The organism is Microtetraspora sp. NBRC 16547 (assembly GCF_030268965.1).
Classification (GTDB): Bacteria; Actinomycetota; Actinomycetes; order Streptosporangiales; family Streptosporangiaceae; genus Microtetraspora.
Genome location: NZ_BSSE01000021.1, coordinates 1 through 22,605, shown reverse-complemented (window position 1 = coordinate 22,605; position 22,605 = coordinate 1). Strand labels below are relative to the sequence as shown.

The following is a 22,605-nucleotide window of genomic DNA, read 5'->3' as shown; positions in this document are numbered from 1 at the left end:
TGACGGGCTCCTCGAACCAGCGGACGTCCCACTCCTCCATGGCCCGGCCCATCCGGATCGGGGTCATCGGGTTCTGGTGGTCCCGTCCGCGGGCACGGGGGTCAGCCGTGCCCGCCGGGGGAGGCGCCGGGCACGGCGGCCCGCCAGGCCTCGTCCAGGGCCTCGGCGAGGTGGACCGGCCGCCGCCGGATCTCCTCGCCGTACCGCTCCCCCAGGTCGCGCAGCCGCGCCCTCATCTCCTGCGGCATGCCGTCGCCGCCACCCGGACCGGCCCAGAACCGGGCGCCGCCGTACGTCAGCACATCGAGGCCGAGCACGTTGTCGGACATCTTGCCGTACGCCTGGGCGGTCGCGCCGCAGGAGTTGTTGCCCAGCATCCCCCCGATGGTGCAGTGGTCGTGCGTCGCCGGCCGGGGCCCCAGGAGAAGGTTGCGGGAAGCCATGGAACACTCCTCTAGTCACCGCCGTCACCAGGCAGGCCGAACACCGTGTCCACGCCCCAGGCGGCCAGCCGTTCGATCAGGGATTCCGACGCGATGCGAGCCATGGGCCCGCCCTTACCCCCGGCTGGTCAGGTCATACCCGCGCGGGACGCCGCTACTGCCGCCTGACGGACGAGGGGCACCGGACCCTCGACGAACAGGGCCGACTGCGGCCGGCGTTCGACGACTCGGTCCGCGCCGTAGGGCCGGTCCTCGGCTCTGCCCGTTCGGTATGGTTCGCGCATTTACGCCTGCATGTACGGATGCACGTGCAAACGTAAAGGGATCGTATTCTTTGATCAAAAGAGAGTGAGGCATGGATGACCCAGGTCTACAACGGGATGCCGTCCGCCGAACTGGGGGACGTGCCATGGCGCAAGAGCCGGCACAGCAACCCGAACGGCAACTGCGTCGAGCTCGCACCGCTGCCGGGCGGAAGCGTGGCGATGCGGAACTCGCGGCACCCCGAGGGGCCCGCGCTGGTCTACCGTTCCTCTGACCTGCGTCTCTTCGTCTGCGCGGTCAAGGCGGGCGAGTTCGACGATCTGGCCGGCGGCTGAGCTTTCCGCAGCCGATTGCCCGAAAGATGTGTCAGCCGCGCATCGGCGGTAAGTAGCAGTAAGGGCAAAGGAGACGAAAGCGGCAGACGCAAGAGGCGGTGATGAGGTGTCGGGCACCCTTCTGAGCCTGGAGTTCGACCGTAGTTCGATCACCATGGTCCGGCACATGGTCACCGAGTCGGCGCGCAACGCCGGTCTGGCGGATATGGCGCTGGAAGACTTCGTCCTCGCCGTCCACGAGGCGGTCACCAACGCGGTCAGGTACGGCGTCGCACCCCGGGGGATCGCCATGTGGCGAGAGCCCGGCGTGCTCCGCTGCGAGGTCACCGACAGCGGCCCGGGCATCCCGGACAGGACGCTGCATCGTAAGCGCATGGCCCGGTTCGATTTCGGCGGCCGGGGAATCTGGCTGATGCACCGGCTCGCCGACGTCAGCATCCGCACCGGGCCGAACGGCACCGCCGTACTCCTCTCCGCCCCCCTCCCCTGATTTTTGCTCAGGGCGGAGCCCGGGGTGGTCGTCCGAAAGCCTGGGCGCCCCGCTCGCGCTCCCGGGATTAGCGAGTCTCTGACCTGGGAAATCTGACGTAGTACGCCGTGCGTCGCGAGCCGCACGGCCTGTTATACGGGCCGATTGGCCCTTTGATAAAGGTCCAGCCGGTTCTACCGTGAGCAGGGCTGAACGCCGATCACTTGCTAGGCTGCAAGGAACTGTAGAACCGGGCGTTGTCTCACCCGGCAGGTGAGACCGTCATAGAAGTGGGGTCACACCGTGAAGAAGCTGCTCGTTCTCGCGCTGGTCGCTCTTGGGGGACTGCTCGTCTGGCGCAAGGTGCAGGCGGACCGCGCCGAGCTGGACCTGTGGACTGAGGCCACCGGCAGCGAGAACTGACCACCGGGGGTGGACCTTGATCGTGGGGAAGGTGCGGGCATGACACCCGTGAGGCTGGTCTGTCTTGATCTGGCCAGCACCACGATCGGCGACATCGCCATGGTGGAGCGGGCGTTCGCTGAGGCGATCGCCACTCAGGGCATCGTCCCCGGGACCGGCGCGTACGCGCGCGCCATGGTGCATGTGCATCGGTCCCGGGGATGCCCGACGATCGAGGTCTTTCGGGGCATCTTTCCCGGCAACGAGGCCCAGGCGCAGGCGGCGAACCTGACTTTCGAGCGCTCCTACGAGGGGGCCATCGAGAGGACGGGGCTGTTCCCGCTCCCGGAAGCCGTCGAGGCGCTGGAGAAGCTCCGCGAGGCCGAGATAAAGATCGCCCTGATCACGGGGTTCAGCAGGTCCACGCTCGGACGTGTCCTCGGCACGCTGGGATGGGCCGGCGAGCTCGACTTCGCTCTCTGCCCCGAGGACTGCGCCGGACGGGGGCGCCCCTTCCCGGACCTGGTCCTCACCGCTGTCCTGCGAGCCGGCATCAAAGACGTGCGCGAGGTAGCCGTTCTCGGAGACTCCGAGAACGACATGCTCGCCGGGAGGCGCGCGGGCGCCTCGCTCATCGCCGGCATGCTCTCCGGCGGCCACAGTCGCGACCGTCTCATCGAAGGCGGCGCCACCCACATCGTCGAGTCGATCGCGGAATTCCCCGCTCTGCTCGCCGGAAGCGGGATCGACACGCACCAGGTTGCCACTTCCGCCCGGTAAGCTTTCCCTAGCACCAGGGGCCTTAGCTCAGTTGGCAGAGCGCCTGCTTTGCAAGCAGGAAGTCAGGAGTTCGAATCTCCTAGGCTCCACCAGCAAAAACACTCATTATGTGATCTTGAAAACCAGGCTTGAGTGACTATCTGGGTGACTAAGCCTCTTGCCTGTTCCCGAACAGGCCGTCCATCGCCGTCGCGCCTTCCTGCATGACGGGGCGGATCTGGAGACGGTAGACCGTCTCGGTGACCACGGTGTTGGCGTGGCCGACCAGTCGCGAGATGTGCTCGATGGGGACGCCCGAGTCCGAGAGCAGTGACACGAAGCTGTGGCGCATCTCCCTGGGTGTCCACTCCGCGTCGACCAGCCCGGCGTCTTTGAGGATCTTCCGAAAGTCCCGCCGGACGTTGCCGGCACTCAGCGCGGTCCCGTTCTTCGTGCAGAACACCAGCCTGTCAGTTGCGCTCTGATGCGCGGCCCCGTCGCTGAGCCCTTCGTGCTCCCAGAGCTTTCGAAGCGCCTCGACACAGAGCTGTGGCAGCTTGAGGGTCCGGCGGGACTTGACGGTCTTCGTGTCACCGCTCTGCCGTACCGACCGCCACACGTAGACGGCGTACTCGGTGTGCTCCCATCCCGCCACCGTGACGGGAAGCCACATCTTGCGTTCTTGGTCGAACGCCACCACGTGTGTCCAGGACAGTTCGCGCAGTTCCTCGGTCCGGGCTCCGGTGAGCAGCGACAGGACGACATACCCGCGCATACGTGCGTTCGCCTGTTCCGTAGCCGCCATCACGGCCGTGGCCTGGGCCAGCGTGAGTGCCTTGGACTTGCGCCCTTCACGCCCCTCGGGGACCTCGCAGAGATCCACGACGTTCCGTTTCACCTTGTCGCGGACCATGGCGTTCTTCACCGACCGGTTGAGGATGCCGTGGATCATCTTGAGCGTCCGCGTGCTGAGTTCCGGGGCTTTACTCGCCAGCCAACGGTCAACATCCTCCACCGAGAGATCACGGAGCTTGCGCGCGCCAAGGGCGGAGATGACGTGATTCTCGGCGAACTCGGTGTACAGGCCGACCGTCTTACTCCCCCGTCCCTTCAGCCCGTGCTCAAGCCAGTACTTGACGGCATCGGCCACGGTGTAGCCGCCCGACGCGATGGCCAGCCCGTCTTCGTAGTCGCGGATGATCTCTTTGAGCTTGGCCTTGGCTTCGGTCTTGGTCTTGCCACTGGCTTTCTTGACGATGCGCTTTCCGGCCGGGGTATAGCCGACCGTTACCGTGGCGACCCAGCGTTCTCGCTGTTCGTCCCAGTGCAGGCCGCCGTCTCCCCGGCTGCGTCGTGTGGTCATGATGCCCTCGCTTCCTGTTCGAGTAGTGCCACGTAGTCGGAGATGGCCGAGGCCGGAATGAGCCGGGTACGGCCCTGGGTGACCGAGCGCAGACGGCCCGATCTGATCTGTTCGTAGATCACGCTGCGGCTCATGCTGAGCAGGTACATGGCTTCGCTGACGCGATACAGCCGCCGGTCGCCGGGCGGTCGGAGTGCGGTCAACCGTCCTCCCGCTTCGCCGCGATGGCGCGGGCCTGGGAGACGCGGTGCCGGATGTGTTCGGCCATGATCGCCTCACCGGGGGTGTAGCCCATTCCGGCGAAACGCCAGTGACCGAGCACGAGCGTCGTCTCATCCGCGAGAGCCGGAAGCCCATGCCGTTCGCGTGTCTGGGTGGCCCGGTGCACGGCGCGCACCTGCCGCAGGTCACCGAGGGTGGTGGAGTAACGGCGTGACTTGGATGAGAAGTGGCCGCGAAATCCCAGCATGTGCGACCAAGGTCGCAGCCGTAGCGCGGCGAACTCCGGGCGTGCGCCCAACTCCCAGCAAGTGCGGATCATCCGCCGGGCGTGCTCGGTGACGGGGAGTGAGTCCAGGTGCAGGCCGGGTTTGAGGCCGGTGCCGTGGCAGCGTTCGCAGGAGGCCATCAGGCGCAGCCGCCCCCGACCGCCGCAGGCCGGACACGACAGGCGGTGGTCGACGGTGCCGGAGGCTTCGGCACCCTTGGTGGCGTACTTGGCGATGTAGCCGGCCACCGCCCGCTCACTCAGCCCATCAGCGCTGGAGTCGAGCAGGATGGGCCGGATATCGAGCTGATCACCCCAGACCAGATCCCACCGGCCGAGATCGCTGAGGGGTGAGGTCACGGTGATCCGCTGGACGGCCGGAGGGATCGCCCGGGTGAGCAGGCGATGATCAGCCCAGTCCGGAGGAGGTTGGCTGCCACCTTCGGGGCCGTCGAGGCGGATGATGGCGTGAAAGTGCACCAGGCCGCGCCGCTGATACTCGGCGACCTTGGCGAACGACACCCGGACCTGCTTGCCGAACGCCATGCGGCTCAGCCCCGCCTCAGCTGCCAGGGTGCGCCGTACTTCCAGGGTGAAGCGGTGCCAGAGCGCGCCCGCGTGGGCCTGCCAGAGCACCGCGCCCACGTAGTCGTAACAGTCGCCGCAGATGGGTTGCCCGAGCCGTTCGTCCTTTGGCTCGTGGCGAGCGTGGCAGCCGACCGGATGCCCGTGCTCACAGATCTTGTCGCGGTTGCGGGGACGGCAGGCCCGCACGGCTCCGTTCTTCTCTCGCCGGGTGTGCACGGGGCCGAAGGAGGGAGCGGTGAGGGTGACGAACGCCCGAGGGTGCGCGCTGACCGTCTCCGGGATGCCTTTGCCGCCGGACAGGCCCGCTCGGATGAGGTGGAAGGTGTCGGCTCGGTAGACCTCCGAGCAGGATGTGCAGACCGAGGCCCGTCGGTTGCCGCAGGCCACCAGCAGATGCCCGGACGGCTCGTCGGCGGTGCGGTAGTGGTGCAGGATCTCGCCGGTGTCGGTGTTGACGATGGCTGACTCTCCGGCCAGGTGGATCGGGTTGGCGCAGCCGCCGGTGCCGGCCACCATCGATCGCCACCGCTCGTAGCCCGGTGCGTTGAGCACCTGGACCAGATCGGTCATCCATTCCGGGTGTCGTGCCTGTTCGTGGTGCTCGTTCGGTTGGTTCATGGTGACCACCTCCCTTCATGCAACACTGCCTGTAGTACAGGTTGCCCTACATTGCTGTGTCTATGCAACCTGTAGTACAAGTAGTTATGGAAGTTCACGACGAAGAGGAGCGCCCATGGAGACCGCCGAAGACAAAGACGTCCGCTGGCGCACCATCGCCGGCGACCTGCGAGGCGCCATCCTGGACGGCCGCTACCCACCCGGCGGAGCCCTGCCCAGCGAACCGGAACTGGTCCGTCGCTACGAGGTCTCGCGCCCCACCGTGCGCAAGGCCATCGACACCCTGGTCTCCGAAGGACTGGCCTACGTCATGCGCGGACGCGGCTCCTTCGTCCGCCCCATGCCTGAGCGCCAGGTCATCCTCATCAGCCACCAGACCCGCCCCGACTTGGCCGCACCCGGCAACCACCCCGACATCCAGGAATTCGGCTGGGACCTGGCCCTGCGCGACGTCGACCCCGAGACCCCGCTGTTCACCGGCGAGAAGATCACCGCCAACCGGGACACCGCGATCATCCTCGGCGTCCGGGCCGGGCACCCGGTCATTCGTCGCCGCAGCATGTGGCACCGCGGACACACCGCCCGCATCCACGGCGCGTCAGCCCGCCTGGAGATCAACTCCTACACCAACGCCGACATGCTCCCCGACTGGGACAACCCCAAGCGCTTTGACCAGTACCGCAAGCGGCCCGGCTTCTTCTACCAGTCACTCATTCGCGAACACGGCCCCGTCCGGTGGATGACCCTGACCACCTCTCGCATCGCCTACGAAGACGAACGCGCCCGCCTGGGCATGGACTACGCCGAGGCGATCCTCATCATCCGCCGCACGATGGCCCACCAGAACGGTCACCCGATCGAGGTCACCGAGGTCAAGGCCCCCGCCAACCGCTACGAGATCGGCTACAGCGCCGAGCTGGCCGATGACCTCAGTGCGGTATTCACTCCCGAAGAACTCGCCGACAACGGCATCGCCCTCATGATCTAGCGCGGCATAAATCGTGTGCGGGGAGTCACCACGTACATGAGAATGGGTCTGTGCAAGATCCGTCGCTAAAGCCTCCTGTATCCCGCAAGGTGACAAATCAGCATGTCGTTTCCAAAGTGCTCCTGAGCCGGTTCACTGTTCGGCGCAGCGGTAGCAGGGGCAGTCGGCTCACCAGATTCGACCTCGATCATCCAGACTGGCAGTCGGAGGTCTCGCCGAAAGTGTGTGCCAACGCCACAGACTTCGTCGAACATGACTCGGCGAAGATCGAGGACCTATGGCAGAAGACTGAACAGTACATGCCGAAGGTATTCGCTGCGACCGAGAAGAACGTCCCGGTCACTGATCCCCAGCACCTGACACTGCTCCGCGACTTCATGGCATTGCACCTGGTGCGTTCGTACCGGTTCAAAACCGTTCACACGAACGCTCTGTCGGAGGCCTCCGCAAAGCTGAAAGTAAAATTGCTTGAGACGCACCGGGAGCCTCTCCTGAGACTCGCCCTCCGGGCCACGGGTGAGCACCTCGATGATAAGAGGCTCGACGAGTACGCCGCCCGGATGATCGCCGAGTCCTCGCCGGCGCAGGCCCATATCGCAGGCAGAGACTTTCCCAACAGCCTCGAGCGAATGTTCGCCCTGGCGAAGGAGAGGCTTCAGAACTGGTACCCCGAAATCATCTGGGCGCCCATGGGCCACTTCATCATTGGCGACAGTCCGGCGATCACTCTCCGCTGGCAAGGCAATCTTATGGACACCGCGACGGACGTCCAAACCAACGTTGCGATCGATGATGCCAAAGCCATGATTCTGCCGCTCGGACCTCGGCATCTCCTCTCTATGGGGCCTCGATCAACTGCCGCGACTGCCGAACTCGCTGTCGTTCAGCGGATGAACAGCTGGCAGATCAGTAACGCTCGGAAGCACGTCTTCTTTAAACCGAACCGACACACTGCAGACTTTGTCCGTGCTGAAAGCAGCGACCGGCGAATCGCAGACTAGCCGAGCCTGGCGGGGTTCAGTGGACAGCCCAACAACGCACTCAGTGGCTCATAGTTTCTTTACTGGTTCAAGGCGCCAGCGCTCCGCGCCGCCGCACGGCGGGACACGCCCCGCCGCCCCGGCACGGCCAGCGGGCCGGGCGTGCGGCCCTGGCGGCCGGTCCCGGCCCGCGCCAGCCGGGACGGCGCGGCGTAAGCCCGCCGCCCGCCGTACCGAGCGCCCACCGCACCGAATGCACCCGCCGCCCCTGGTACGCGCTGCCGCCTGCCGCTCCGACCGCCGGCCCAACCGCTTCGCGGCCCCTTCGGGTGCCATTCGGCATTGCGCCGGCCGTCTCCACTCGGTGATCATCAGGAACGCCTCCATAGAGATGATCAAGGACTCTGCCGCCCTGCTTCCGGTGCGCGGGCCTGGCGGCCCTGTGCTCCGGGTCAGGTTGCCACCGGATGACACGGGCCACCTGAGTGCGGTTGTCACTGGTCGGGTACGGCGATGCGGTTACGGAGAAGGCCGCGTTGCCGTACCCAACCAACGATCATTGGATGTCGTCGCTTTCCGGTGAGTCTCTTTCGCGACTGTCCGGAGTGCGGTGGCGGAGCTGGAGGTGGGTCATTGCCTCATCGACCAGGCGGCCGAGGTTGCCCAGTTCGTACAGCATCCGATGGCGTTCAGCGTTCTCCCAGGCTTTGATGACCACCCCGATGTCGCCCGACTTACCGGCCGTGACAATGACTTCCTGGCCGTTGACTCTCTTCGTGGCCGCATCGCTCAGGATGATCCAGCCGTACACGGTCACGATCCCCGAGCAGCCATGATCAGGGCAACCACCTGTTCGGGATGCTCGCTTCGCACCGCCTGGAGATCGGAGCCGTTGCGCAGGGAGACCAGGTAGCTGCCCGAGCGCGCCCCCATGGTCACCGTGGCTTCGCACCAGCCCTGCGGACCTTTCACGGTCAACTCCGGCGGGTGTCGCTCCATCCACGACCGAAGAGGCGGCTGGTCGGGCCAGGCCGCCGCGCTGTTGGCGAAGAGCCCCAGGCTGATCGTGTGATGGCGGTGAGCACGGATTCCCCGCTCGGTGAGAAGCCGCTGTACGACGGCCAGTGCCTTGTCGTGGGTCTCTACTGTCGCTTCGTCAACGGCGGGTGGGACGGCTTTACAGTTGTCCATGGGTCGCACCTCCAGTGTGCGATCAAGGGGCCCGTACGGCGTTACCGCGCCTGCGGGTCCCGTTTTTCCTGGTGCTCCCATGACATCGCCCGGTATCCCGCGCCGACAGTGCGAGTAGGGGAGACTGGGGGAGACAGGAGGACCCCAGTCCCCCGAGGTGCACACAATGAATAACGTTCCGGCCTGGGCGCTGCGGTTACGCGCCGCAAGGCGTGGCAAGTTGTGGACCCAGCGAGACATGGCCAGGCACCTTGCCGACGCCGCCGATCCGCGCACTCGTGCCCGCCTGCCCCAACGGGAATCCCTGATCCGAATGATCAAGGATTGGGAAGCAGGCAAGCACCAGCCCAAAGACCCCTACCGGCTGCTCTACTGCCGGGTGTTCGGTACGACAGAAGCCGAGTTGTTCAGCGAGGAGCCGGAAAGCCCAGCACCGGTCGGCCCTCACTTCGCCGATGAGATGGAGGCGTTGGAGCTGACCCGCCGTGTCGCCGCCAGCGACGTGGGTACCGAAACGCTTGATCGACTGGAACTGGCCGTCGATGATCTCGCGATGGCTTATCAGGGGACACCGCCGGCCGAGTTGCTGGAGCGGGTACGTCAGCACCTGTCGTATGTCTCGCACCTGGTCGACGCCAAGAAGACGTTCGCCGAGCACCGCCGTCTCCTCACGGTCGGTGGCTGGCTGGCGCTGTTGGCCTCCACATGTCACATCGACCTTCGCCAGCTCGAGGCTGCCGGAACATGGCTTCAGACAACTGCCCAGTTGGCGAAGCATGCCGAGCATCCCGAGATCGCCGCGTGGTGTCTGGAGACGGAGGCATGGCAGGCGGTTACCACTGGCGACTACCGCCGCGCTTTGACCCTGACTCAGGGAGCGCAGGTGGTCGCACCGCGCACCAGTTCGGCCTACATCCAGGCGACCGCGCAGGAAGGCCGGATCTGGGCGCGACTGGGTTCCGGCCCGGAGACGCGTGATGCGCTGAACCGCGTTGCCCGGCTGGTCTCACCGCTGTCGATGCCCGAGCACCCCGAGCACCACTACCGCTACGACCCCTCCAAGAGCGAGGCGTACGTGGCGACCACCCTGTCATGGCTGGGAGACCCGGCCGCCGAGCCGTACGCCCGGCAGGTGCTCGCCCGCCTGGAGTCAGCCGCGGACGGGTTGATTCGCCCGCGTCGAGCGGCCTCCGCGCGCCTTGATCTTGCTCTGGCGCTTCTTGCCACCGATCAGCCTGACGAGGCGGGTCAGCTTGCTCTCACGACCATGACAAGCGGCGTGTTGGTGCCGTCCAATTACTGGAGGGCACGTGAGGTGATCGGTGCCATCGAAACGCGTCGCATGCCGGAAGCCGCCGAGCTACGCGAGGCGTATCGGGAACTGAGTGGTCGCGGGTAAGGGCTGCCTCCGGCGGAGGCGTGTCGCATCTACGTGGGACAGGAGGGGCTTATTCCTCCTCGCTGGGTTCTGCGCCGAGGAATCGCAGGTTCAGCATGTCCTGGGAGAAGGGAAGGCCAGTGATTCTGCTCGCCAGGGCGAAGGAGCTGGGGATCGGGTAATCGATGCTCGGGCCTTCGAAGGTGTGGTCGGGGTTCAGCCCGACGTCGCGCATCGCGTCGACGAGGCGATCAGGATCGCTGCCCGACCGCGACGACGGGGCCAGTGGGTCGAACCAGGTGATCGTTTTCCCGTCGATCTCGTGGGCGAAGGTGTCGGAGGCGTAGTCGTGGCAGCAGACCGACACGACTTCGGTTCCCTGTGAGATCCGGGCTCTTATCTCGGAGTCGACGGCGATTTGCCATCCTCCCGGTTCGATGACTACGGCCCAGTCGCCGATCTTCACGGCACCGATGTAACCGGCCGCGCCATTCGAGTTCTCCATCGAGCGCTCATCCAGCTCTTCGAAGGTCACTTCCTCGATCGTGCTTTCGTCCACGCCGAATCGGTGAAGCACTTCGGTCGGGGAGAGGCCCCGGACGAAGGACACGCAGTAGATCTCACCCAGTGGTCGGTTGCCGGAGAGCCACCGGAACTCTTCGTAGGGTTCTGTCATTGTCACTCCTTTTGATCGGGTGAGCGGCATGATCGCAGCCGTCACCGACAAAAGAGCTTGATCGCCAAATGCCGGATGCGTCTCGGATAACGTGTGTAGCAAGGCCACCCGTGGGAGTGCTTTCCTGGGTGACGAACTGGGTGACAACGACCCTGGACGAGGCCGGACGACGGTGGATCGCCATGGACCGTATGCGCAGGTGGGAGCGGGTATAGCCCATGGTCCCGCCCCCACCGGTCTTGCTTTGCAAGCAGGATGTCAGGAGTTCGAATCTCCTAGGCTCCACTCATAAGAAAGCCCAGGTGAGGGATGGTTTCCCCGACCTGGGCTTTGATCTTTATTCGGCCTTCCTCGGCTTCCGTGCCCGCTGCGTGCCCGATCCGCTCTTGAGTTGTCCTCGCGCGAGGGAGTCAAGCGGCGGCGCAGCGCGCCGCCGCATCTCCGGCCCTCCGCCCGCCCGCCGTCCGGGCGTGCGGCCTGGGGGCCGGTCCCGGACGACGGCGGGACACCGGGCCGGGCACCGCACGCCGGCCCCGCCGCACTTCCCGAACGCGCTGACCGGGGTTGCCGCGCCGCCGCACAGATGCAGCCCTACGATCGCCACTGCATGGCTGGACGCCGCACATGGTTGGGGGCGATCGACGATCCAGGGTTCGTTCCTCACCCTGGCTCACCGAGGAACGTGGCTGATCACCGCGTGCAGTCGCCCGGCTCAGCCCGCTGGGCCACGCCCACGTGAATTTCCTGGGCCGCTATGCCATCGCTTCGTCCGGGCCTTCCGAGGGACTGCGCGAACTCGGCGAGATCCCCGATCTTCCCGAGATCAACAGCGGCGCGGTGCGAAGGGAGAGCTGGACAGCCTTCCCCGTGGGAGCCGATCAGCGAGTCAGGTCTGTGTCGCGTTCAACGAGGTAGACGTTCGTCAGCCCAGGCAGAACTCGTTGCCCTCAATGTCCTGCATCACGAGGCACGACTCGTTTTCTTCATCGGCGGGCAGGAGCCGCACGCGTTTCGCGCCGAGAGGGATCAATCGTGCGCATTCGGCTTCGAGGGTTGCCAGGCGCTCTGCACCGACGAGTCCGGTGCCGACCCGCACGTCAAGGTGCAGCCGATTCTTGGCGACCTTGCCTTCGGGGACGCGCTGGAAGTACAGCCGCGGACCGACACCCGAGGGGTCGCTGCATGCGAACCATGAGTCCCGCTGCTCGGGCGGCAGCGTGCGATTGAAGTCGTCCCAACTGGCGAACCCCTCAGGCGGTGCCGGCGCGACATACCCCAACACCTCGCACCAGAAGCGACCGACACGCTCAGGTGAAGCGCAATCGAAGGCGACTTGAATCTGCTTAACGGATACCATGGGGAAATTTTCCCATAGATCACTATGCACACCGTAATCGCCCACCGTGCACCCCGGCCGGATTGGCGAAGTCCTGAAAAGATCCACAGCTCCAGCCTGAACGCCTCGCCCGTCGAAGGGTTGCGAGATAACCTTCGTTATCTGGCAAGACCAAGATCGAATGGCCATGGTGAGCAGGGAATCATCCCTCGCCTTGCGCGATCCTGACGCCGACGACTCCGACGATGAGGATTGATGGGGATGCCCCCGCGCCGGGTCCCGAACATCTCCGCGCCCAGGGGGTGCCCGTCAAGGACGAGGACGTATGGGCAGTTCCATCAGGGTCGGGTGCGCGCTGAAAGCGGTCGTCCAGTAAGCAAGATCCGGAACATGTGCGGATTGTGACCAGCAGTCGACCAGGACTACGGCACGAAACCCAAGGTCATAGCCGCAGCGGCCCGAAGATGGACCTTCCACATTTAATCCGCAGGTTCCTGCGTCAACTCGTCGCCAGCGCACGGGGAGGCGCGGTGCAGTGCCCAGACCACCCCAGCGGGTATCGCCGTGCCCGTCGCGTGCCCGATGGGAGGGGAAACGAGGGGGAACAGCGGGGAGTCAGAGGGAAGACGATCGGCGCGCTAATCTGCGTTTCCGCTGGTGGGGCAAGATCGGCGTACGTCTTTGCAAGCAGGATGTCAGGAGTTCGAATCTCCTAGGCTCCACCAGGTAAAACACCCCGCCTCCGAGATCGGAAACGGGGTGTGAGTGACTAACTGAGTGACTAAGCGCCCGAGCCACCTCGGAAGATGTCATCCATCGCCGCGGCACCTTCTTGCATGACAGGGCGAATCTGCATCCGGTACACCGTCTCAGTGACCACGGTGTTGGCGTGGCCGACCAGGCGCGAGATGTTCTCGATAGGGACGCCCGAGTCCGACAGCAGCGATACGAAGCTGTGGCGCATCTCGCGCGGCGTCCACTCGTTGGCGTTGAGTCCAGCGCTCTTGAGCACCTTGCGGAAGTCGCGCCGCACGTTGCCGGCACTGAGCGCCGTTCCGGTCTTCGTGCAGAACACCAGCCTCTTATGTGTCCCGCTGTGCCCATGAGCCTCGTGGGTCTGTCCATCCTGCTCCCGCAGGTTCCGCAGTGCCTCAACACACCGCTGGGGCAGCGCTGGAAGGTGCAGTGCTCCCCCGCCCCCGGCTGCCCAGTCTTCGCGGCGGCCGGAACCTGTCAAGTCCGGCCGTGCAGGCAGGCCACCCAGCGCGCGAGGAAGGTCACCGGGCACATGTACACGCAAGGCCGGACTTGACAGAACCCGACCGACAGTCGCGATTCCTGGCAGCTATCGGGGGCGGGGGGAGAGTGGTGCGTACGGACCGGACACCTCCGTCATCGGCTGGCGTCGCGGGTTCTCTCAAGCGACGATCGCGATGACCGCGGAGGCGTAGCCGACGGCCTCCAGAGCCGCGTTCACGGTTCCGGCGAGGTTGAGCCTGACGCTGTTCTGGCAGTTCGCGTTGTAGCTGGAGGACGCGCGCCAAGCCGTGGGGAGGGAGGAGATGGTGCCCGACTTGCTCCAGTTGTAGTCGCGGGACCCGGACTCGAACGTTCCGTGGAGTCGTCCGGAGGTTTCGAATACGAAGGCCGAGCCCGACGACAGGCGGACGACGCAGACACCGGAGAAGTTGTAGCTGGTGGCACCCGAGTCGTGCATGTGTCCGGACCACTGGTAGGTCCCGTTGTCGTACAGGGTCAGCGATGTCCAGCCTCCCACCGGGACCCCTCCGCTGAAGGTGACGTTGCGGTTGACAGCTATCGGCGAAGGCAAGCTGGACGACGAGGCCAGGCGGCTGGCTGCGGCGGCGTTGTCGGCTTGTGCCTGGCTACGGACCGCGGGAGTGACGCAGACATCGTCCCCGGTGAAGGCCTCGCGCCACACGTATCCCTGGATGCAGGTGTGCGGTCCGTACGCGCCGTTGGTCCAGCGGGAGGCGTTGACGCTGTTGTCCTGGGCGGTCTGGGTGCGGACGGCGGGAGTGACGCAGACGTGGTCGGAAGGGCGTGCCTCGCGCCAGACGTAGCCCTGAACGCAGGTGTCGGGACCGTAGTCGGCGGCGGATGCAGGCATGGCGATGACGGCGGTGGGGAGGACGGCGAGGCCGGCGATCGCGGTGGTGGCCAGGCCGAGTGCGGTGCGCTTCATGGTGATCTCCTGAGTGCGATTGCTTCCCGGCATCACCCTTGCCTTCCGGGGGTTGTGTGCCCAGTGAAAGGCCGCCCGCTTGTATGTTCCTTGATCGCGACATGCGAACCGCTTTGCAATCAGCCCCGTGAGGGCGGCAACTCCTCCAGACCAAGCCCTCAACGGCGCCCCGAACACGTTGGTGGCGCGAGTGGGTGACCAACTGAGTGACGACACCGCCGCACGACCGTGGACACTGATGGACAACGACGGACGGGTTCCAGCAGGCCAGTGACGGTTCGTGCCATGTCGAACGTGTGTTGCAGTTGCTTTGCAAGCAGGATGTCAGGAGTTCGAATCTCCTAGGCTCCACCAGCCAAAACGCCGCTTTCCCGATCAAGGAAAGCGGCGTTCGGGCCATTAGGGCACGAGAACTGGCTGCCAGCCCCACATTGTCCGTGCTCAACGGTAGGTCGCGGCCGCACATCAGAAGGCGGCACCGCTGAACCGTCTACGGACCATGGATCCCGCCCCCATTCGCCTCGGTTGTGCGTTGTTTCCTCTGCCTGACTGACTAGCGATGTGGTCTCCTCGCCCCAAGCGTCGAGCCCATCAACCGCGATCGCCCGGTAGACCCGGTTGGAACTGGTAGCCAGGAAGGCGCGCACCATCGGAATGAGAACTGCTTGATGATGGGTGAGCTCGGGGGCGTCCACGAGCCAGACGACGACGGCGAGAGCCGCTTCCCGTATGACGGGATCCGAACTATGGAGGAGTGAGGCCACGCTCTGGAAGAGCGTGGGACGGATGGCTCGGAGCTCGACAAACGCTGGGTCCTCCTCGGGTGGGAAACCCAGGCGTACTAGCGTTGCTTCTGCTTCCTTGCCGACCTCGTAGGCCACCGATCCCAGCCAGTCCAGGAGTACCTGGCGCAGTGGAAGTCGCCGGCCCCCTCTGTCATATGGAACCGCGGTGTCGGTTCGCGGATCGCTGAGGATCGCGGCGACGTAAAGATCGTCGGACGCAAGCGCGGCATCCTCACCGACACCCTGGGCCTGCTCCTGGCCGTCACCGTCACCGCCGCCGACTTGTCCGACAACGCCATCGGCAAGACCCTGCTCACCCAGGCTCGCACCACCTACCCGACGATCACCAAAGCGTGGGTGGACACCGGCTTCAAGAACGCCGCCATCGAACACGGCGCCAGGTTGGGGATCGACGTCGAAGTCGTTCCACGCCGCTCCGACCAGCCCGGCTTCCACGTCGTCAAGCGCCGTTGGGTCGTCGAGCGCACCCTTGGCTGGCTGATGCTCCACCGCCGACTCGCTCGCGACTACGAAACCCGAACCGACCACGCCGCAGTGATGATCCGCGTCGCGTCGATCGACAACCTCGCTCGGCGCATCACCGGCGAAACCACTCCAACCTGGCGAGACACGTAACCAACAATCAATCAGGAACTACGCTTTTCAGACGCCCTCTGATATCTCCGAGGATGTTAGATGTGAGCTCGTATCTGTCGCAGCGGGTGACCGAGCGTGGTCCCGAGGCTGATCAGTTCCTCGTCACTGAGCCAGGGACGGGCGGGATTCCAGATCGCGATCTCGAAACGCGCGAAGCCGCACGGCCAGTCGTATTCCAGTGCATCGAGTGATGATTTGGCACAGCAGCAGGGGACTTGCACTGCGAGGCTTGCGAAGCCGTCCTCGTAGTGGGCATCCATGAGCTCGATCCACCAGTCGGTGTTGATTGACGCGCCGCAGCGAGGACAGCCGATCCTCTCCAGGTTCTCGCCGCAGTCCACGAAGGTGGGCTTGTCGTGCCATTCGACGTTGATTTCGACATCGACGCCGCCAGGGGCGCCGGGGGTCAACTCGGCCACCATCGCGGCGGTGCGGTCGGCTGCGGCCTGATCGGGCTGCCAGTAGGGGTCAGTCGGAATGACTGAAAGGACGTCATCGCTCACGGGCGTACTCCAAACGATTAGTACAGCGCTTGGGCGCAGGCCACTTGCAGCGCCTCACGCGAGCTATTTCAGCCGTAACTGGTGACCTTGTTCAGCGGTGACGTGAACGGCGGTTGCATCGTCGAAGGTCTTGCCGCGTGGCCAGCGCTTGCCTGCGGGGTCGGTGTGTTCGGCCTCGCGGACTCGGCGGATGAGTTCGGCCGGACTGTCCTGGTCGAGGATGTCGAGGGCTTGCCGCCAGGTGGCGATGTGGAAGCGGTCGACGAGGCGGGACGCGCCATCGCTGAGAAGCGCCGCCGCGCGAATCTGGTCAGCGGGAAGTGTTCCTGTGAGCGCTTGTTCAGCGGCGAGGGGGTCGGATGAGGCGACCCAGAATCCGCCGTTGCGGTTGCGGTGCGCCCGCATGGCTTCCACGTACGCACGCAGAGCAGCGGTGTGATCGGGAGTGCCGGAGCCCAGCGCATCCATGGCCGTCCGGTAGCGCCTACCAACCTGTGCTTCCCGGTCGTCGGTGATGAACATCGGCTCGTCGACGCCGACTACGTCGAGCACGAGGACGGAGTCGGCCAAGACGAGATAGCCCAGATGGTCACCGGTACGGCGGAGCATGACGACGGTTGCCGAGGGCGAGCCGGGATGGGTGACGTCGCAGGTGAAGTCATGCAGCGACGTTGTGGCCTTGATGCCCTCCGCCAAGATCTCCGTCAAGGTGCCGGCGCTTTGCGTCAGAGATGCGATCAGGGTTGAGCCGAGCGTCCGCGCATACCAAGCCACACCGTGGGAACAGCCGGATTCCGAGCCCGCAGGCGTACCCGCGCCATCGAGGAGGACCACGGCGTCCGGGGTTGCGGCGATGAAGTCCTCGTTGGGCCGGTCAGGGGATGCGGGTTCGGTGGCGAAGGTGACGCGCATCAGGTGTCCTCGTGGCGGTAGAGCGGGCTGGCGAGTTCCGCTGTGACCGGTTCCCCCGTCTGTGGGTCGTATTCGACGCCTACCACGGTGGAGAACCGCCCGTCGCCTGCTTGGCCCCACAGGGTGGCGATCTCGGTGGTGATGAGCTGGACAACGCCGAGGGTGCCTTGCGGGTGGATGCCGGTGAAGACCAGGACGTTGCCCTTGCCGTCCGGCCGGGGCAGCCGACCAAGATAGGCGTAGTCGACCGGCCGGGTCGGGTCGCTGTCGGAGCCGGACCTGTAACTCTCGCCAGTGCGGGTATCGCGCAGCGTCCAAGCGCCGTCCTTGACCCACTCCAACACGGGATCGGACTCGTACAGCGCACCCATGACCGGGGAGAGCTTGGGGCCGCAGATCACGATGAGGTTGGGCCGGTTCAGGTCGATCTCGCCGCCGAGGGGGACGTGTTCGAGTTCCATCGACAGGCCGAAGCCGCGGGCGAGGTCTTCCAGCCGCTTTGCCGCCGCGACGTCTTCCATCGCGACCACGGGCCGGGCGTTGGTGGCCTCGCGCTTGAGCGGTGTGGACAGGGTGATGGTGCCGGTGCCGAGGAACGCGCCCTCAGGTGCTGGACCGGTGTGGCGGATCTGGTGGATACGGCCACGCGTGAGCCCGGCCGCCTGGGCGATCTGGGCGTAGGACATGCCTTGGGCGTGGAGCTCTTGGATCACGCGGCGGCGGAGTCGAGCCAACTCGGTGACCTCTTGTTGAGCGGCATTCAGCCGTTCGGTGGCGGTCCGCAGCAGCAGGTACGGATCGTCGATGGCGGCTATGCGCTCAAGGTCGCTCGGTGGCATTGCTCCCCCAGGGTTGAACTCCGCCGAGTCTAGACCCCTGGACAGAATGCCGTCTATCCCTCTAGACGGTACGAATTCGCCGGTTTTGGGATTCGTTGCGCGTATGGCAGAGCGTCGGTTGGGGACACCGTGCGGGCTCATCTCGCCCGTCCGGCCATGATGTCCGCCCAGACCTCGTGGGCCTGCCGGAGCGGCCAGCGGTTCGTCTCGACGATCGAGACCGGAGTTCCCTGGATCGTGTGCCGGATGAATCCGACGCCGGCCATCTCGTACAGCTCGTAGAACCGGGCCGTGCAGTCACACGTCCACGCCACCACCCGGCACCGATCACCGGGAACGAACTCGAACCATTTCAGCTTGCGGCAGTTGGGCTGCGGCAGGGACAGGTGAGGGGCGATGCAGTCGCTCATCTGCCGGTCGCCATGGCGGGGGCGGGGTCGAGGACAGCCCACACGGTGCGGCCGTTGTGGTCGCCCAGGACACCCCAACCGGTCGCGAGGGTGGAGACCAGCATGAGGCCGCGCCCTCCTTCGGCCTCTTCGTAGGCGGGGAGCAGTTCCGGGGAGCGGGGGCCGCCCTCGTCGGCGACACCGAGCCACAGCCGCCGGTGGTTGACGCGGATGGTGACGATGAACAGCCCGCCGAACTTGCCGCTGGCGGAGTGCCGTATGGCGTTGGTGGCCAGTTCGCTCACGATGAGTTCGGCCGATTCCAGGGACGGCCAGCCCTTCAGGAAGGTGGTGACGAAGCGGCGGGCTTCGGTGATCGAGGCGGGGGAGCCGAGGAAGTGGCGGGACATTCGCCAACCTGACATGGGCGTACTCCTGTGTATAGGGGGCTATACATCCATGTCGGCAGCGTATGACCAACGCTAGAAGCTACTCAAGGCATTCGACGTATAAATGCGCCAGAACTGGCTACTTGCTCGCGAGAGCGCGGTAGTCCGCCCCGATCTGCCCCAGAAGATCCCGCAACTCATCGCCGTACACAGCGGCAGCCGCGAACGCCTCGAACACGTCGGTGTGTGCGTCGATCTCGCCGGTCTCCGTCAGGGTGAGATCACCGGTCAGGCTCTCGACCACGCTCACCGCGCCGTCGTAGATCGTGAACCCGTGAAGGGGGAAGGCCGGCGCTTCCACGCTCCAGGGAACGACCCCCAGGCGCACATGGGGAAGCGTGGACACCTGGGCGAGCCGGTCGAGCTGCGCCGGCATCAACGACGGCGACCCGGGCCACGTCCGCACCGCACCCTCCGTCAGCACGAACGCGAACTTCCGGCCAGGCTCGAACACGACGGCCTGAGACTCGACCCGTACGGCCGCCGCCTTGGCCACGTCCTCCTGGTCCACATCCTGACCGATCGTGAGAGCGAACCGCGCGTACTCGGCCGTCTGCAACAGCGGCGGAATCATCGCCGAGGAGAACACGGCCATCCATTGAGCCGACCGAACCCGTGCGGCGTTAGCCGCCTCTCGACCGGCAAGCCCACTCTTCAACCGGGACACCTCATCACGCAGCCGCAGCAGCAGCGCGTTCAATTCACGCCGCTTTTCCTCGTCGAGGTTAAGCGCCGCGGATACCCGCTCAACCGTCTCCGGGGTCGGTAGCAGTCTCCCGGTCTCCATCCGAGAGATCGTCGGCTGAGCCACCCCGGCCCGCTGTGCCAGGTCCTTACCTGTCAGCCCCGCATCCTTACGCAGCCGCCGCAGCAGCTCCCCCAGCTCCCGCAACCGATCCCGCCGCTGTTCCACACTCACCCTCCTCCCATGCTTACTCGTCCAGCTTGAACGCCTCCAGCAGCCGCTCCAAGGTGAACTTGTTGCGCAGCTTGCAGGCGCTGTTCTGGTTGGCGAACAGCCCTTGGGTCCAGAAGGCCTGCTCACGGGGGACTGTCCGGATCCACGTAACAGGAATCACGTACTCCGAGAGCGTCTCGTCCTGGTCATCGCCGTTGTGCCGGTACCGCGCCTTCAGATCGAGATCGGCGAACCGCCGCGGTTCTCCGTCGATCTCCAGCACCACTTCGTTCGCGGGGCGCGCCTCACCGGTCACCGTACCGACGCCGACGTAGCCCACCTTGGGGATGTGCGTGAAGATACGCGCTCCGATAGGCAGGTTGACGAGCGTCCGGGAGAACCAAGCGCCACCCCCTGCGGACACGAACCCATACCTACGCGCATCGTCCCAGCTACGAGTAGTGTCCTCGCCCAGAGCCACATACCAGTCCTGGCCGTTCCACGTCTCCTTCGTGCCGCTCCGCTGCTTAACGGAGGTCGTGCGCGACGGCTTGGACTCGTCGATCAGCCATGTGCGGGCCAGATACTGGCGACCATCGTCTTCGAAGTACCGGAAGAACGCGACGTTGATCGGAACAGTAAACGCGCTGAGGTAGCTCACGATGCGTTCCGTCGCGGGATCCGCATCGTGAGCCACGATCGTCAGCCGAAGGTCGGCGTTGAGCTCGTCCGGCGGACTGGCGCCGAACACGTTGGAGAATGCCACCTCGAAGGGGAGTTCTTGACGAGACTCTGCGTAGATGGCCAGGACGTCATCGTGGCTGAGCTCCTTGGCCCAGGAAGCGTAGTCAAGGATCTGGGCCACGACCTCGCGAGGCGTACGGCCGCGTTTCAACTCCAGGACGTGCAGCACGCCGTCACCGTCGATCCCGAGCAGATCGATGAACCCACCGAAACTCGTGGCTACCTGCCTGCCGATGATCATCAGCGGTACGCCCAGGATCGCAGAATCCTGAGCGATCAACGTTTCCAGCTGAGATTCCAGCGGAATCGCGTTAGAGGTGACGCGAGCGGGTTCACCGCTCGCGCCGATCCGCCAGAGTCCTACTTCGTACGCCATGCGATCCCCTTCGTCGGGAAATTTACGAGTCGGTGGACCTCTGTCGTGCCTGTTGCAAGGCCTCGGCGATCGCCGCGAACTCGCTCAGCGCAGCCTCCAGGTCCTCCACGATCTCCTGGGCGATCACCTCGGGAGGCAACAACGAGTCGGTGTCCTCCAGCGACGGGTCCTTCAACCAGGTGATGTCCAGGTTGACCTTGTCCCGGGCGATCAGCTCGTGACCGCTGTGCCAGTTCCTCGATGTGTGTGCTCACCGTGCAACCCACCGTTCGACTCGTCCATGATCAAGGCAGCCTTGCAGGCTCTCTAAGAGCTGTCTCAAGATCTAGTAGTAGGACGGCCAGAACTCGGTTTGGTTTACATAGAACCTGTAATGAAGTTGTCGATGGATTGTCCGTAATCACCCGGGCGAGATGTCACCCCTCGCGGGTGCAGGTGCCATTCCCGAGGCGCAGTCTGATACCGGGCGACAAGCCGACACGGTGACAACACACGGCCTTACCCCGTGACCTGAAGGTTGGATATCGTCGGCGTCAGCCCAGACCGTCATGGTGACCCTGTGCGGTCCGGTCCTTCGCCAGAACTGCTGGCCCTTGACGAACATGTTCCCGGTCTCTAGGGCGACGCGGCCGAACTCCACCGGTCCACGCGACTTCTTGACTACGCTGTCATCCTCTGACTCGCCGAACTTTGGCGGCAGTCCTTACCTTGGCACGAAATTGCTGCACATCGCCGCCAAGTGCGGCGAGGTTCTTGATCAGCTTGTTTGCTTCCCGAAGAAAATCGTCCCGATCAGCGGTAGTCATCGGCCTCTTGCTCTTAAATTCGCGGCACAGTTCTTTTAGCTGATTCTCAAGCCAGGTCACCCTGTGCAGGTTAGCTGTCGAAATAACTCGCCTTGCGCCTGTTCCCGATGGGGTATTGCCCGCAACTCTTGTAGTCCACCCAGATCCACTGGTCCCTGTGACGCGTCGTCTGGCCAAGAACACCACAGCCTCACTCCAGAGCCACATAGCTTCTTGGCATCGAGCTGAGCCAGACCCGACACCACAGCGCCAAAACTTTTCCGCACGCCAGACGCAGATGTCTAGTCCAGTCGCTGCCGGGCGCTAAAGGTTTGCCTTGCCGAATTGTGCTTGTAGGGATCAAGGCGGCGGCGCGGCGCGCCGCCGCACTGCGGCCCATCGCCCGCCCGCCGTCCGGGCGTGCGGCCTGGAGGCCGGTCCCGGCCGCCGGCGACTCGGGCCGCAGCAGGCGAAGACGCCACGAACCTGAGGAGGCCCCACATCATGAACCTTGATGCGAAACGCCTTGAAGGCATAATCGATGACTTGCGCCGCATGCGGAACCAGTGCGGGCCCAAGACGAACGCCAACAGCCGTTATCAAGGAAGGAAGTCGACATGAGTTTCATCGCGAAATACGACAGCGGCACCTGCCCTAACCCAGATCTTTCACGATCATGATCAAGCCTTCCTGGGGTCGTGTTGATCAGGGTGCTGGGTGCAGAGTTCCGGGTTCGGGCATGCAGAAGGCCCGGTGGTCGCCGGGTTAGGCCCTCGGTCTCCCCT

General features: G+C 65.1%; 26 protein-coding genes, 1 tRNA gene and 1 pseudogene. 9 read left to right on the top strand and 19 right to left on the bottom strand.

What is annotated here, in order from left to right:
• Nucleotides 1-101: 101 nt before the first annotated feature.
• The gene (locus QSK17_RS25230) at nt 102-443 is read right to left on the bottom strand and encodes an FAD-binding oxidoreductase (protein WP_285707725.1); all 342 of its coding nucleotides are present in this window, start codon (nt 441-443) and stop codon (nt 102-104) included.
• Nucleotides 444-802: 359 nt separating this feature from the next.
• On the opposite strand from QSK17_RS25230, the gene QSK17_RS25225 reads away from it, so the two are divergent.
• The 5 genes from QSK17_RS25225 (at nt 803) to QSK17_RS25205 (ending at nt 2,785) form a co-directional block, all read left to right on the top strand.
• Nucleotides 803-1,042, top strand: coding sequence for a DUF397 domain-containing protein (locus QSK17_RS25225; RefSeq protein ID WP_285707724.1), 240 nt, complete (start codon nt 803-805; stop codon nt 1,040-1,042).
• Between the two features lie 106 nt (nt 1,043-1,148).
• Nucleotides 1,149-1,532 (top strand): ATP-binding protein, encoded by a 384-nt coding sequence (locus QSK17_RS25220; protein WP_285707723.1) that lies wholly within the window; start codon nt 1,149-1,151, stop codon nt 1,530-1,532.
• A 282-nt stretch (nt 1,533-1,814) separates the two neighbouring features.
• Nucleotides 1,815-1,934 (top strand): DLW-39 family protein, encoded by a 120-nt coding sequence (locus QSK17_RS25215; protein WP_211264163.1) that lies wholly within the window; start codon nt 1,815-1,817, stop codon nt 1,932-1,934.
• Nucleotides 1,935-1,973: 39 nt separating this feature from the next.
• Nucleotides 1,974-2,693 (top strand): HAD family hydrolase, encoded by a 720-nt coding sequence (locus QSK17_RS25210; protein WP_285707722.1) that lies wholly within the window; start codon nt 1,974-1,976, stop codon nt 2,691-2,693.
• 16 nt (nt 2,694-2,709) lie between these two features.
• Nucleotides 2,710-2,785: transfer RNA gene (locus QSK17_RS25205), tRNA-Ala, on the top strand.
• Between the two features lie 56 nt (nt 2,786-2,841).
• On the opposite strand, the gene QSK17_RS25200 is transcribed toward QSK17_RS25205, so the two are convergent.
• Genes QSK17_RS25200 through QSK17_RS25190 form a run of 3 tightly spaced genes read right to left on the bottom strand, consistent with a single transcriptional unit; the run spans nt 2,842 to nt 5,728 of the window.
• Nucleotides 2,842-4,035 (bottom strand): tyrosine-type recombinase/integrase, encoded by a 1,194-nt coding sequence (locus tag QSK17_RS25200; protein ID WP_285707721.1) that lies wholly within the window; start codon nt 4,033-4,035, stop codon nt 2,842-2,844.
• Complete coding sequence (locus tag QSK17_RS25195) at nt 4,032-4,238, bottom strand: helix-turn-helix domain-containing protein (RefSeq protein WP_285707720.1); 207 nt, start codon at nt 4,236-4,238, stop codon at nt 4,032-4,034. Before QSK17_RS25195 ends, QSK17_RS25200 begins: the two co-directional genes overlap by 4 nt.
• Nucleotides 4,235-5,728: a replication initiator gene (locus QSK17_RS25190; protein ID WP_285707719.1), complete on the bottom strand. Its 1,494-nt coding sequence runs from the start codon at nt 5,726-5,728 to the stop codon at nt 4,235-4,237. Before QSK17_RS25190 ends, QSK17_RS25195 begins: the two co-directional genes overlap by 4 nt.
• Nucleotides 5,729-5,843: 115 nt before the next feature.
• On the opposite strand from QSK17_RS25190, the gene QSK17_RS25185 reads away from it, so the two are divergent.
• Nucleotides 5,844-6,716 carry a GntR family transcriptional regulator gene (locus tag QSK17_RS25185; protein ID WP_285707718.1) on the top strand — a complete coding sequence of 291 codons (873 nt, stop codon included), beginning with the start codon at nt 5,844-5,846 and terminating at the stop codon, nt 6,714-6,716.
• A 50-nt stretch (nt 6,717-6,766) separates the two neighbouring features.
• On the top strand, nt 6,767-7,717 hold the full coding sequence (locus tag QSK17_RS25180; protein WP_285707717.1) for a DUF4238 domain-containing protein: 951 nt from the start codon (nt 6,767-6,769) through the stop codon (nt 7,715-7,717).
• A gap of 535 nt (nt 7,718-8,252) precedes the next feature.
• Here the strand turns inward: QSK17_RS25180 and QSK17_RS25175 are convergent.
• Both QSK17_RS25175 and QSK17_RS25170 read right to left on the bottom strand, forming a co-directional pair.
• Nucleotides 8,253-8,507 (bottom strand): hypothetical protein, encoded by a 255-nt coding sequence (locus tag QSK17_RS25175; RefSeq protein ID WP_285707716.1) that lies wholly within the window; start codon nt 8,505-8,507, stop codon nt 8,253-8,255.
• Nucleotides 8,508-8,509: 2 nt separating this feature from the next.
• The gene (locus QSK17_RS25170) at nt 8,510-8,887 is read right to left on the bottom strand and encodes a hypothetical protein (protein WP_285707715.1); all 378 of its coding nucleotides are present in this window, start codon (nt 8,885-8,887) and stop codon (nt 8,510-8,512) included.
• A 166-nt stretch (nt 8,888-9,053) separates the two neighbouring features.
• Between QSK17_RS25170 and QSK17_RS25165 the strand changes: the two genes are divergently transcribed.
• Nucleotides 9,054-10,286: a helix-turn-helix domain-containing protein gene (locus tag QSK17_RS25165; RefSeq protein ID WP_285707714.1), complete on the top strand. Its 1,233-nt coding sequence runs from the start codon at nt 9,054-9,056 to the stop codon at nt 10,284-10,286.
• A 49-nt stretch (nt 10,287-10,335) separates the two neighbouring features.
• On the opposite strand, the gene QSK17_RS25160 is transcribed toward QSK17_RS25165, so the two are convergent.
• From QSK17_RS25160 to QSK17_RS25145, 4 genes are all read right to left on the bottom strand, one after another.
• Nucleotides 10,336-11,049: a DUF6461 domain-containing protein gene (locus tag QSK17_RS25160; RefSeq protein WP_285707713.1), complete on the bottom strand. Its 714-nt coding sequence runs from the start codon at nt 11,047-11,049 to the stop codon at nt 10,336-10,338.
• Nucleotides 11,050-11,863: 814 nt separating this feature from the next.
• Entirely contained in the window at nt 11,864-12,298 is a 435-nt protein-coding gene (locus tag QSK17_RS25155) for a VOC family protein (RefSeq protein WP_203887750.1), read from the bottom strand.
• 760 nt (nt 12,299-13,058) lie between these two features.
• Complete coding sequence (locus QSK17_RS25150; RefSeq protein ID WP_285707712.1) at nt 13,059-13,565, bottom strand: tyrosine-type recombinase/integrase; 507 nt, start codon at nt 13,563-13,565, stop codon at nt 13,059-13,061.
• A 129-nt stretch (nt 13,566-13,694) separates the two neighbouring features.
• The gene (locus tag QSK17_RS25145) at nt 13,695-14,483 is read right to left on the bottom strand and encodes a hypothetical protein (RefSeq protein ID WP_285707711.1); all 789 of its coding nucleotides are present in this window, start codon (nt 14,481-14,483) and stop codon (nt 13,695-13,697) included.
• A 989-nt stretch (nt 14,484-15,472) separates the two neighbouring features.
• Between QSK17_RS25145 and QSK17_RS25140 the strand changes: the two are divergent.
• Nucleotides 15,473-15,904, top strand: a pseudogene (locus QSK17_RS25140) (transposase); the annotation flags it as partial.
• A gap of 56 nt (nt 15,905-15,960) precedes the next feature.
• Here QSK17_RS25140 and QSK17_RS25135 read toward each other — a convergent pair.
• The 9 genes from QSK17_RS25135 to QSK17_RS25095 form a co-directional block, all read right to left on the bottom strand.
• Nucleotides 15,961-16,428 carry a hypothetical protein gene (locus QSK17_RS25135; RefSeq protein ID WP_285707710.1) on the bottom strand — a complete coding sequence of 156 codons (468 nt, stop codon included), beginning with the start codon at nt 16,426-16,428 and terminating at the stop codon, nt 15,961-15,963.
• A 63-nt stretch (nt 16,429-16,491) separates the two neighbouring features.
• On the bottom strand, nt 16,492-17,340 hold the full coding sequence (locus tag QSK17_RS25130) for a protein phosphatase 2C domain-containing protein (protein ID WP_285707708.1): 849 nt from the start codon (nt 17,338-17,340) through the stop codon (nt 16,492-16,494).
• Nucleotides 17,340-18,179, bottom strand: a complete 840-nt coding sequence (locus QSK17_RS25125; protein WP_285707706.1) for a sigma-70 RNA polymerase sigma factor region 4 domain-containing protein — start codon at nt 18,177-18,179, stop codon at nt 17,340-17,342. The genes QSK17_RS25130 and QSK17_RS25125 overlap by 1 nt, the downstream gene beginning before the upstream one ends.
• A 137-nt stretch (nt 18,180-18,316) precedes the next feature.
• Complete coding sequence (locus QSK17_RS25120; RefSeq protein ID WP_285707704.1) at nt 18,317-18,589, bottom strand: hypothetical protein; 273 nt, start codon at nt 18,587-18,589, stop codon at nt 18,317-18,319.
• Complete coding sequence (locus QSK17_RS25115) at nt 18,586-18,993, bottom strand: ATP-binding protein (RefSeq protein WP_285707703.1); 408 nt, start codon at nt 18,991-18,993, stop codon at nt 18,586-18,588. The genes QSK17_RS25120 and QSK17_RS25115 overlap by 4 nt, the downstream gene beginning before the upstream one ends.
• Before the next feature lie 103 nt (nt 18,994-19,096).
• On the bottom strand, nt 19,097-19,930 hold the full coding sequence (locus tag QSK17_RS25110) for a helix-turn-helix domain-containing protein (RefSeq protein ID WP_285707702.1): 834 nt from the start codon (nt 19,928-19,930) through the stop codon (nt 19,097-19,099).
• Between the two features lie 19 nt (nt 19,931-19,949).
• A complete protein-coding gene (locus tag QSK17_RS25105; RefSeq protein ID WP_285707701.1) occupies nt 19,950-21,035 on the bottom strand; it encodes an endonuclease NucS domain-containing protein in 1,086 nt (361 codons plus the stop codon).
• A gap of 22 nt (nt 21,036-21,057) precedes the next feature.
• The gene (locus QSK17_RS25100; RefSeq protein WP_285707700.1) at nt 21,058-21,210 is read right to left on the bottom strand and encodes a hypothetical protein; all 153 of its coding nucleotides are present in this window, start codon (nt 21,208-21,210) and stop codon (nt 21,058-21,060) included.
• Nucleotides 21,211-21,703: 493 nt separating this feature from the next.
• Nucleotides 21,704-21,901, bottom strand: a complete 198-nt coding sequence (locus QSK17_RS25095; protein ID WP_285707699.1) for a phage regulatory CII family protein — start codon at nt 21,899-21,901, stop codon at nt 21,704-21,706.
• Nucleotides 21,902-22,605 lie beyond the last annotated feature (704 nt).

What these genes read in the sequence shown, in the direction of transcription:
- QSK17_RS25230 (WP_285707725.1), bottom strand. Translation starts at nt 443, where the DNA reads ATGGCTTCCCGCAACCTTCTCCTGGGGCCCCGGCCGGCGACGCACGAC.
- QSK17_RS25225 (WP_285707724.1), top strand. Translation starts at nt 803, where the DNA reads ATGACCCAGGTCTACAACGGGATGCCGTCCGCCGAACTGGGGGACGTG.
- QSK17_RS25210 (WP_285707722.1), top strand. Translation starts at nt 1,974, where the DNA reads ATGACACCCGTGAGGCTGGTCTGTCTTGATCTGGCCAGCACCACGATC.
- QSK17_RS25200 (WP_285707721.1), bottom strand. Translation starts at nt 4,035, where the DNA reads ATGACCACACGACGCAGCCGGGGAGACGGCGGCCTGCACTGGGACGAA.
- QSK17_RS25190 (WP_285707719.1), bottom strand. Translation starts at nt 5,728, where the DNA reads ATGAACCAACCGAACGAGCACCACGAACAGGCACGACACCCGGAATGG.
- QSK17_RS25185 (WP_285707718.1), top strand. Translation starts at nt 5,844, where the DNA reads ATGGAGACCGCCGAAGACAAAGACGTCCGCTGGCGCACCATCGCCGGC.
- QSK17_RS25170 (WP_285707715.1), bottom strand. Translation starts at nt 8,887, where the DNA reads ATGGACAACTGTAAAGCCGTCCCACCCGCCGTTGACGAAGCGACAGTA.
- QSK17_RS25165 (WP_285707714.1), top strand. Translation starts at nt 9,054, where the DNA reads ATGAATAACGTTCCGGCCTGGGCGCTGCGGTTACGCGCCGCAAGGCGT.
- QSK17_RS25155 (WP_203887750.1), bottom strand. Translation starts at nt 12,298, where the DNA reads ATGGTATCCGTTAAGCAGATTCAAGTCGCCTTCGATTGCGCTTCACCT.
- QSK17_RS25145 (WP_285707711.1), bottom strand. Translation starts at nt 14,483, where the DNA reads ATGAAGCGCACCGCACTCGGCCTGGCCACCACCGCGATCGCCGGCCTC.
- QSK17_RS25130 (WP_285707708.1), bottom strand. Translation starts at nt 17,340, where the DNA reads ATGCGCGTCACCTTCGCCACCGAACCCGCATCCCCTGACCGGCCCAAC.
- QSK17_RS25125 (WP_285707706.1), bottom strand. Translation starts at nt 18,179, where the DNA reads ATGCCACCGAGCGACCTTGAGCGCATAGCCGCCATCGACGATCCGTAC.
- QSK17_RS25120 (WP_285707704.1), bottom strand. Translation starts at nt 18,589, where the DNA reads ATGAGCGACTGCATCGCCCCTCACCTGTCCCTGCCGCAGCCCAACTGC.
- QSK17_RS25115 (WP_285707703.1), bottom strand. Translation starts at nt 18,993, where the DNA reads ATGTCAGGTTGGCGAATGTCCCGCCACTTCCTCGGCTCCCCCGCCTCG.
- QSK17_RS25105 (WP_285707701.1), bottom strand. Translation starts at nt 21,035, where the DNA reads ATGGCGTACGAAGTAGGACTCTGGCGGATCGGCGCGAGCGGTGAACCC.